This window comes from Mucilaginibacter sp. P4_C11 (assembly GCF_056402115.1).
On record NZ_JBFUIA010000056.1, the window covers coordinates 18,035 to 27,167 of the forward strand.

Below are 9,133 nucleotides of genomic sequence, written 5' to 3' on the forward strand. Positions count from 1 at the left end.
CCTGGGTTAAATATTCAGTTATTACCACGGAGCAGCTTCGTAAGGAAAAGTGCTCAGGAAGGGTTTGTCATTGTGATCAACGTGATCCGAAACTAATCCAGGATTAGAGTTCCCGTCAGGTCCTCCCCAAATCAGCTTGAAGCTGGCATCGATCACGTCGTCGGCCAACCCACGACCTGTAAAGGTTCCGTAGCTGGTTGTTCCTGCGGTGCTTACATTAAGCACATCGGTCGCCAGGGTTTGGCTAAACGCCGTAGCGCTTAATCCGGCAGCATTAGTTGTGAAACCTGGGTTCAATGCCATTAGTCGGGACTGGATCGTGGATTGATACGCTGCGCCCTGGGCCGAAGGCGCAGTCGCATTGAATTTGTCCTGCTGGGCAGCATTAATAAACACAATGTTAACGCCAGGCCGGCCAACCTGATCACCCGCAGTTGAAAATGTAGCACCGGTGTTCGGATCTGAAGGCGCTACGTTATGATCTTTATGGCAGGCGCTGATCGATAGTAGAAGCGCACAGCCGCTCATTAAAAAATATAGTTTCTTTTTCATTTGATTCAAAATTTCGGGATTGATTAATTTTTTGTTTTCGTGTCCAGCCATACATTAATTTTGCCGGTGCTGTTCAGTAAGGATTTCGGTAGTTCCAAAACGACGCTCAATACGTTAGTTCCGGCTAATGAATCTGATCCGGGATTGCTGAATGTATTGGCTGCGCCGGTTACCACTTTTACATAAGCGCCAATGTCAAAAAAGAAAGGATCATCCCGTGGTCCTGCAAATGCAGTAATGCCTTTTGCAGATGTGGTAACAACAGGTGCCGTAGCGGTGTAAGGTGTTACATCAACAACAGCTGAAGCATTGCCAGTGATCGTACTGGTCGTCCCGGTGCTTTGTGGTTTATAGGGACCGTAGATATACATCTTGCCGGCTTTATAAACACACTGGATCACCAGGTCTTCCACATTGTCGCCTGTATTATCGATCTTGAATTCAATCAGCGTGTTTTCATCAAAACCAGCGGTTTTAGTTGCAGTTGGGCTCAGTAGGCCCTGTACATTCGCCGTGAATACCATTTTGTCAGCATTTACCGGGCTTTGGTAAACATACAGGTCGGTAATGTCGGTGCTCTTACCAGAAACAGCAGGCGCATCTCCGTGGTCAGAGGCCCATAAAATCCCGCCGCCGAGCAGCAAGGCTGCGGCAGACAGGGCTGCCACCATTCTTGTTTTTTTCATACTTTTTTTATTAAATTTCAATTGTTATTTGCCCTGATAGACGACGCCAAAATCCTATCCTTACAACCGAGGTGGATTATTTTCTATTAAAGAGGAACAGCGGCTGGCTAAGGAGTTGAATGTTACTGATTATCAAAAGAGAAGCAGTCGTTTCCGGCGAAAAAAATAATGATGAAATAATTCAAGGGGCTGGCGGGATGAAATATTATCTAAAAAAATAACTGATATGCGCCAGGGCTGCGAATTTGGTACCGGGGGTAAAAGCGATGCCATCAACAGGCGTTACTTCATTTTTTAACCGGGTGACCGTATCGAACTGGGTTTCTTTCCATTTTGCATTAAATATGTTGTTGATGGTTATGCCGATCTCATACTTGCCTTGTGTATAATTAAGAACCACATCATTGATAAAATACCCTGTTGCCGTCAGACTGTAATCTTCGTTTGCCGGTCTTTTTGAAAGATAGCGGTATCTGAAGCTGGCGTTTAAGCCGCTCTTACCAGAATAGGTTATTCCGGCTGTACTGCTTAATACAGGCGCAAGTGGTATATAATTCTGTCCGTCGGGCTCGTCGATTGCCCGGCCATGCGCATAATTCAGATCCAGGTCGAAGAAAATCGACTTTACCGGTTGGTACCTTGCCGAAAGGTCAACTCCCAAGCGCCTGGTGCGGCCGCTGAAATCGACTGAACCTCCGTCGCCGCCATAGACAAATTCCTTTTGAAGATAGATATACCATAATGAAGCATTGAAAAGCAGATTTTCAGTCGGTTTATACACGATCCCGAAATCTCCTGTATAAGCCGAAGGCAACGTTCCCGTTCCTTTCTCAGCTACAACTACCCTGGCATCGTTGGAATGGAAGCCCTTGCCTAATGAGAGGTATAATTCCGTTTTTGGGGACAGCTGCTCATAAAAATTCAGCTTGGGACTAAGGGTATGGTTAAAGGCCCTGTATTTCCCAGTCCCGTTAAAAGTGGTATCTCCTGCGAAAAGGTTTAGATAATGGTAAGCAAACTCATCAAATCTAAGCCCCGCATTAATACTGAACTTTTCGTTGAACTGAAAAGTCTCAGAAACATAAGCCCCTGTATTCAATTCGTTAATATTGCCTAACTTGATCCTGTTCAGTAAGGTATACCTGTTTTTAGTATGCGACAGTTCGGAACTGTCAGTGACATCGAGCCGGGCATCCAAACCTATTTTGGAAGTTAATTTTATGTTGCCGAGGTAATGTTCATACAGGTAACTGCCGTGGTAGCCGTACAGGCTGCGCTTTTCTTTTTGCCGTATTTCATCACCGTTTACCGGGTCCTCCAGAAAGAAAGTAAAATCCGTGTGCAGGTCAAACTTATAGCGGGAATAGTAAAACTGATTTTTTAAGATACCATTATTTTTAAAAGAGGTGATGAATTGGGCGTTGATATTGTTGCGTGAGGTCACACCGCCCTCATTCGGGTCCAGTGCGCCGTAAAAGCCTACAATACCCTGGTCAATGGCTTGATCAGGGATCTGGCCGGAAGCATACCAGCTACTGTGAAAGACCGAAGCGGATAGTAAAAGCCGGGTATTACCGGAAAGCCGGGTGCTGAATTTGGAGAATATATTCAGCCTGTTAAAATGCTGCGGGTTATCGAAATAACTATTGCTATAACGGTATTCCGAGGCCACATACCACGACTGTCCTTTGGCTTTATTTCGGTCGCCCAGCAGGTCAACCATGGCCAGCGCCCTGTAGGTATCAAATTGTCCGCCTTCCAACCGGATCAAATTGTTGGAGATGGCATCCGCAGTATGAAAATCTACAAAACCCGAAGTAACCAGATCGCCTTTTTCCGCATCATAAGAGCCTTTTTTATAATCGGTGCGTTCTATGGTTTCAGGAATAATAAAGTGACTGTCAGCATATCCCTGCCCGTGAGCATGTGATACCATATTGATCGGTATACCATCTACATTAAGGCTGATATCAGTGCCATGATCTGCATCGAACCCGCGTAAAAATATCTGTTCAGCTTTTCCGCCACCCTGGTGCTGACCGATGAATAAGCCCGGAACGATGCGGAGTACTTCCTGTGAATTAGATACGCCACGCATTTTAATATCAGCTTCACTGATCGTTTTATACGGATTACCGGAATTTGCATAAACGACTACATCGGAAAGCTGGGTCTCATGAACTGCAAGTTCAATAACCTGTCCAGGATGGGAGTTGTGCAATAAAATTTGCTTCTTTTCATAACCGACAGCAGAAATGCTGATGGCCGTTTCGGCAGCGTTCGCTTTGCCAAACTTAAATTGGCCATTTTCATCAGAAACAGTGGTCCTGTTCCCAGGATTAAGTACAACAGTTGCTCCGTTTAAAGGAGCGTGACTAATACTGTCAACAATAACGCCGCTAATGGTACGGTCCTGAGCGAGAAGCGCCAGACCGGGTAAGCATAACAGTAAAATGGCAGTTAAAAAAATCTTCATATTTATTTCAGGGATATCCCATATGAAGCAATGGACGACTAAATGAAATATTCCTTACACTATAATAAAATGAAATGGACTGTAAGGTATAGATAGGTATTACGTCTGTGATCTTAAACCCTGTCTTGCATCCTGCTTTCCAATGCCGGGGATTACAGGATAAATTTAGCCCAATGGATTTATTAAATGATCTAACTGTACCGAACGAACATTTTTACGCCCGGCTTCCGATCAATCAAATACCTTTAGATGAGATTTTATTAAAGGATGAATTATTTTTTACGGTTCCAGAAAACTGGCACGTCATCGTTACGGATATTAAGGGTTCGACAGAAGCGGTTGCTGCTGGCTTACACCAGCAAATAAACCTGATAGCAACGGGCAGTACGGTCGCCAGCCTGAATATTGCATTTAACAAAGGTATTACCATACCTTTCTTTTTTGGAGGGGACGGAGCTACATTTCTTGTCCCGGCTTCATTAAAAGAAGAATTGTTAAAATCGCTTCAGCTTTACAAACACAATACCATGATAAATACACACCTGGAACTGCGTGTGGGTGAAGTGCCTGTTCAGCAGATTTATGCTGCCGGATTTAAGCTGCGCTTATCAAAATTTGGAAGTTCAGCCTCCTTCGCTATTCCCGTCTTGTTAGGTGACGGATTAAGTTATGCAGAACGGCTCATAAAAGCAACCGGCTATGGGCAGCAGCACACAGCAGGCGAAGAAAAAGAACCTGACCTTACCGGGATGCTTTGCAGATGGGATGAAATACCGGCACCTCAAAATTCCAAAGAGGTCGTTACCTTATTGGTCATCAGCCAGTCTCAGGCAATCCAGGCAAGCGCTTTTAGCAGGGTCATGAAAATTATAGATGATATTTATGGCCCGCCTGCGCAAAGGCAGCCAATCAGTATCGCCAAACTCCGCCTTAAATCCACCTTTACAAAATTAGGACAGGAAGTAAAGAGCCGGGCCGGGAAGTCAAGCTGGTTGGAATCATTACATAACCGGTACATTGACTTGCTGGGTTATATTTATTTCCGGACGCCCACGGGTGTGGCCTATTTGAAAAACCTGGTAGAAATGTCGGATACCTTACTCATCGACGGACGGATCAATACCGTCATATCGGGCACAACTTTGCAGCGGCACGCATTAGAAAGAGCGCTGGATGCCATGGAAATAAATGGTGAGGTTTTATATGGCCTGCATAGCAGTACCGCATCGGTCATGTCATGTTATGTGCGTAACCCACAGGACGGCCATATTTATTTTGTAGACGGATCACAAGGTGGCTATACCATGGCTGCGCAGATGTTGAAATTCAAGATCAGGAACGACTTAAATAAATTGAGCTGAGCTTTTTGCCGCCATACAGCCGATGAAGAATCCAAATTAAAAGAACAAACGTGAAAAACGAGCAAATACCGAAAGAAATTATGCCGGTAGCTGAGTTTGATACAAAGGCTTCCATCGAAACCTTGTTGAAAGTTACAGCGGGGAATGACCACCGGCTAAGTGATATGGCAGACAACAAAGCACAGATTTTGATCACCGTAAATTCTATTATCCTTTCAGCGATCATCAGTCTGGTACTTGGACGCCTCAGAGACACCAGTTACCTGGTGGAACCATCGCTCATTCTACTGGCGACCAGCCTGGTGACCCTGATCCTGGCCATTTTGGCGACGCGCCCCTCACTTCCAAAAGGCAGGTTTACAGCCACCGATCTAACAGCAAAAAAAGTAAACCTGTTGTTTTTTGGAAATTTCTATAAGATGAAAATAAAAGATTATGCGGCCGGAATGACCCATGTTCTGAGCGATGATGAATTTTTATACCAAACCCTGATTAAAGATGAATATACCCAGGGCATCGTCCTTGGACGGAAGTACCGGTTATTAAGAGCGGCTTATAATGTATTTATGTTTGGGCTTATTATCGTTATCATCGTTTTCTTTAAACTCGTGATCTGGAATGGTAACCTATGGAATAGATAGGTAATAAAAATATAAGTAAAGTAAAAAACAGGAAAATGGAGAAAATTTAAGCGGCGAAAGTCACACCGACAGGAGGAAGAAACGGTATTATTAAATCTGCCGATAGTTGTTTAGCCGGCAATAATGTTATTTTCGATTAATACAGAAACCTAAAAGGATACCATTGATCTAAAACATTAATCATATTTTTACTAAAACCCTGAATGCCTAATGTCACATTTTATTACTACTAACAAGAAACACAAATTCGTTTTTCTTATTGCTTTACTATTATTAACCGGTTGTCGTCAAAAGTATCTCTGGTTCACCGAATTGCAAGGGGCGCATGGTGCTGAGAATGACCATGTACTAAGGGTTTATTTTGACCGCTATGGCGATGTTTATCCTCAAAAAAGCATTTATATTCATCCTGATGAATTCCTGCCAGGTAGGCCCGATGATAAACTCAATCACGCAAGATTGGAAACCTATTTTACCGGCAACTCAGCATATCTTGATGAAGCTTTGGCGGCATATGGATTGCCATCTACCAATAATCCCAAAGCAGACTACGATCATTTACAACTGAAAATCATGAATGAGTATAGGCTAAAACTACAGCAATTTAGCCAACAACAAACAATTCAAAACCTGGTGGTTCTTGTACATGGGTTTAATGACCCGAATCCAACAGGTACCTACCAGGAATTGCGAGACTTTATCCGCTCAGAACATTTTGATGAACACCACGAGTTTGCCTATTTGGAAGTTTATTGGGACGGCCTGACAGCCAATGGTGGTAGTCCCGGATATGCGAAGATTTGGGGCAAAGCCCAGTTTAACTCCCGTTACGTTTGCCTTGGATTGCGCAAGTTGTTAAATCAGATGGACATTCCAAAAACTATTCCAATGACTATCATTACACATAGCCTCGGTGCCAGCGTAGCAACCGGCGCGCTTTTTAATACCCATTCCAAATGGAATGATGATATTAATTCCTTTACTTCAAAAGAGATCAAACAATTAGAAGAAGAAAAAACACCGATAATGCCCGTTAGGTTAGGCATGCTTGCATCTGCAATCCCAGGTGTATCTACATTTACAGATATTTTGCAGAAATCACCTACGATCACTCCGGATAAAGAAAATATCAATCGAATTGTTGTAAGCATAAATCCGGGGGATTATGCTTTAGATAAAGGGACATTCAGAAAATCGCAATTCCTGGCAGCCCGTGCCGGCGCGACAACACTCGGTAGCGATTACGATGGAGAGGCTGAAAAAGTCCGTAATTGCTTAAAGAATATTTATGGACACGCTATAAGTAACGAGCAATATCGGGTCATCCCGTTTACCACGAAACCCATGCCGAATCCAAATGAAAAATTCAATGAACATGGGCTACATTATTATTTAAAAGATAAGCCGGCCATGCATTTATTTATTCAATCGTTATTCGCAAAATAACATGCAGCACTTTCAGACTAAAACAGAGCATTTAGTTCAAACGATGCAAAATCGGTTGGACAGTATTAAAATTATTGAAACATCAGGTGTGGTATTTGCACCGACCAAAGCAACTTACCTGCGTTTCTATTATGAGATCGCCTACTTTGTCCATGCGATAATGAACGATCCGGACCTTCATAAGCTATTCAATGCCACGCTTGACTATAAAAATAGCTTAAATACCAACCCGGACTATCCGATTGCACTGGAAAAGATCAACGATACCGTAAAAGAGATTGCCTCCACTTTACTTGCACTTCCCCCAATTTCCAAACTCGATGAGGAAGACATAAAATATCCCGATTACAAAAACCAACCGAGGCTTTACAAGGCGACCGGACTGCTCAACAATTGGCGACATTTTAATAGTGCAGACACGGTAGAAAAAGATGAGTTCGGTGAGAACTATTTAACAAGCACGCTTGCGGTCGCCGGGCGGCTGTGTGCAAGGCTCTGTGAATTTGTCCCGGAAGAACAACAAGCACAATTTGTCGAACTGATCAACAAACTACGTTTTCATATTGAATGGTACGATTACTACCATCATTTCGAACACGGATACCAAAAGGTACTGTCTGCTGAACATCTTTCGCAGGTTTATATCGCCGTGCATCCAACGTTAAGGATGGAGGATAGCGTTAATAACACTGTTAAGCAAAATATGATCAAAGAAGGTCAGGCTTACCTTGGGACGGAAACAATACGTACGCTAACTGCTGATTGTCAAAATATTTTCAATTACCTTTCCGAAAAGTTATATACCCAATTATCCATTGAGGCCTACGTAGACAGGTTTATCACTTATATATCCTTGTATTACAAGATCAATTTCAAAAAGGGGGATGCCGAAGGCGTTATGCAGCATAAATTCGAGGAATTTTTATTCAATGCCGGCTATTATCCCATTAGCGAAATGCAATTGCAATACGGCAGGCTTGATACGATCGCGGTCAATCCGGAACACGCCTTTTTATTTGAACATAAACAGCTTGACTTAAATAAAGCGGATGAAAATCAGTTAGCTGAAAGGATAAAGAATGCCCAAATTCAAAGCCATATTTATAAAGACAGCCTGAATAATTTCCCAAGATTAAATCATCATGTTTTTATATTATTATTTACAAACCGTAAGGTGATTTTTAAAGACAATGTTGACCGGATCACGAAAAATGGAATTGTGTTTATTACCAAGGTTTGCACAGTTTATGATAAAACAGCTTCAAATATTAAAGATGAGGTGACTATTGATATTAACAACCTCATAAATTGATCTTATGGCCAGCGACAGACCCACTAATATATTTCGCAGCCTTGATGGAAAAGGCAGTAAGGAGATCTATCCCAAACTCAGAAAAAATGCTGATAAGCATTTTAAAGCTGCTGAATTATTGGTCAATGCCGGTGATTTTGCCAACAGTATCGCGCACCTGATCTTGGGATCAGAAGAATTGGTCAAATCATTTGTACTTGTGTTACAAGCTTATGATTTCCCAGTGAAAAAGATCGCCAATTATGATAAACTATTTACCCATCATGTTGCCAGACACAACCTGCTCAAAGAATTTTATTCCATATACCGATTCATCACTGGCATTGTTGAATGGCCGGACTGGAATAAAGGCAGTTCCTTTTTAAGCAATTTCATCAAGGTTTTAAATTACGGGGTTGACGTACTGAACACAAGTGTTAAAAATTACGAGTGGTGGAACAATGCCGACCAAATGAAACAGCACTGCTTTTATTTAGATTACAATACCATCGGTACTTTTGACCCGGCCGCTATTGACCGTAAAGCTTATGAAACAACTTTTAACATTACCAAAAAGTTCCGGGAAGATCTTCGGCTTATGGTCATCCTCATTGAAAGAGCATCGGCACCAGCCTTGGGCGAACTCAAAGAGGCGTTTATTTCCTCTGGCCTTGTAGAAC

The 9,133-nt window shown here is 42.6% G+C and carries 8 protein-coding genes; 5 read left to right on the forward strand and 3 right to left on the reverse strand.

Annotated elements, in window-relative coordinates:
- Positions 1-21: 21 nt before the first annotated feature.
- From AC1DU2_RS29520 to AC1DU2_RS29530, 3 genes are all read right to left on the reverse strand, one after another.
- A complete protein-coding gene (locus AC1DU2_RS29520) occupies positions 22-603 on the reverse strand; it encodes a DUF4331 family protein (protein ID WP_477389108.1) in 582 nt (193 codons plus the stop codon).
- Entirely contained in the window at positions 576-1,238 is a 663-nt protein-coding gene (locus tag AC1DU2_RS29525) for a DUF4331 family protein (protein ID WP_477389110.1), read from the reverse strand. Before AC1DU2_RS29525 ends, AC1DU2_RS29520 begins: the two co-directional genes overlap by 28 nt.
- A 205-nt stretch (positions 1,239-1,443) precedes the next feature.
- Positions 1,444-3,714: a TonB-dependent receptor gene (locus AC1DU2_RS29530; protein WP_477389112.1), complete on the reverse strand. Its 2,271-nt coding sequence runs from the start codon at positions 3,712-3,714 to the stop codon at positions 1,444-1,446.
- 173 nt (positions 3,715-3,887) lie between these two features.
- Here AC1DU2_RS29530 and AC1DU2_RS29535 point away from each other — a divergent pair, with 173 nt between their 5' ends.
- The 5 genes from AC1DU2_RS29535 to AC1DU2_RS29555 form a co-directional block, all read left to right on the forward strand.
- Positions 3,888-5,075, forward strand: coding sequence for a DUF3095 family protein (locus AC1DU2_RS29535; RefSeq protein ID WP_477389114.1), 1,188 nt, complete (start codon positions 3,888-3,890; stop codon positions 5,073-5,075).
- Positions 5,076-5,125: 50 nt separating this feature from the next.
- Positions 5,126-5,716: a Pycsar system effector family protein gene (locus AC1DU2_RS29540; protein ID WP_477389116.1), complete on the forward strand. Its 591-nt coding sequence runs from the start codon at positions 5,126-5,128 to the stop codon at positions 5,714-5,716.
- Between the two features lie 210 nt (positions 5,717-5,926).
- Positions 5,927-7,162 (forward strand): hypothetical protein, encoded by a 1,236-nt coding sequence (locus AC1DU2_RS29545; protein ID WP_477389118.1) that lies wholly within the window; start codon positions 5,927-5,929, stop codon positions 7,160-7,162.
- A 1-nt stretch (position 7,163) separates the two neighbouring features.
- Positions 7,164-8,474 carry a hypothetical protein gene (locus AC1DU2_RS29550; RefSeq protein WP_477389120.1) on the forward strand — a complete coding sequence of 437 codons (1,311 nt, stop codon included), beginning with the start codon at positions 7,164-7,166 and terminating at the stop codon, positions 8,472-8,474.
- Positions 8,475-8,478: 4 nt separating this feature from the next.
- On the forward strand, positions 8,479-9,133 hold a 655-nt coding region (locus tag AC1DU2_RS29555), incomplete at its 3' end, for an AbiV family abortive infection protein (protein WP_477389122.1).

Coding starts and splice junctions, on each gene's coding strand:
- AC1DU2_RS29520 (WP_477389108.1), bottom strand. CDS start 603: ATGGCTGGACACGAAAACAAAAAATTAATCAATCCCGAAATTTTGAAT.
- AC1DU2_RS29525 (WP_477389110.1), bottom strand. CDS start 1,238: ATGAAAAAAACAAGAATGGTGGCAGCCCTGTCTGCCGCAGCCTTGCTG.
- AC1DU2_RS29530 (WP_477389112.1), bottom strand. CDS start 3,714: ATGAAGATTTTTTTAACTGCCATTTTACTGTTATGCTTACCCGGTCTG.
- AC1DU2_RS29535 (WP_477389114.1), top strand. CDS start 3,888: ATGGATTTATTAAATGATCTAACTGTACCGAACGAACATTTTTACGCC.
- AC1DU2_RS29545 (WP_477389118.1), top strand. CDS start 5,927: ATGTCACATTTTATTACTACTAACAAGAAACACAAATTCGTTTTTCTT.
- AC1DU2_RS29550 (WP_477389120.1), top strand. CDS start 7,164: ATGCAGCACTTTCAGACTAAAACAGAGCATTTAGTTCAAACGATGCAA.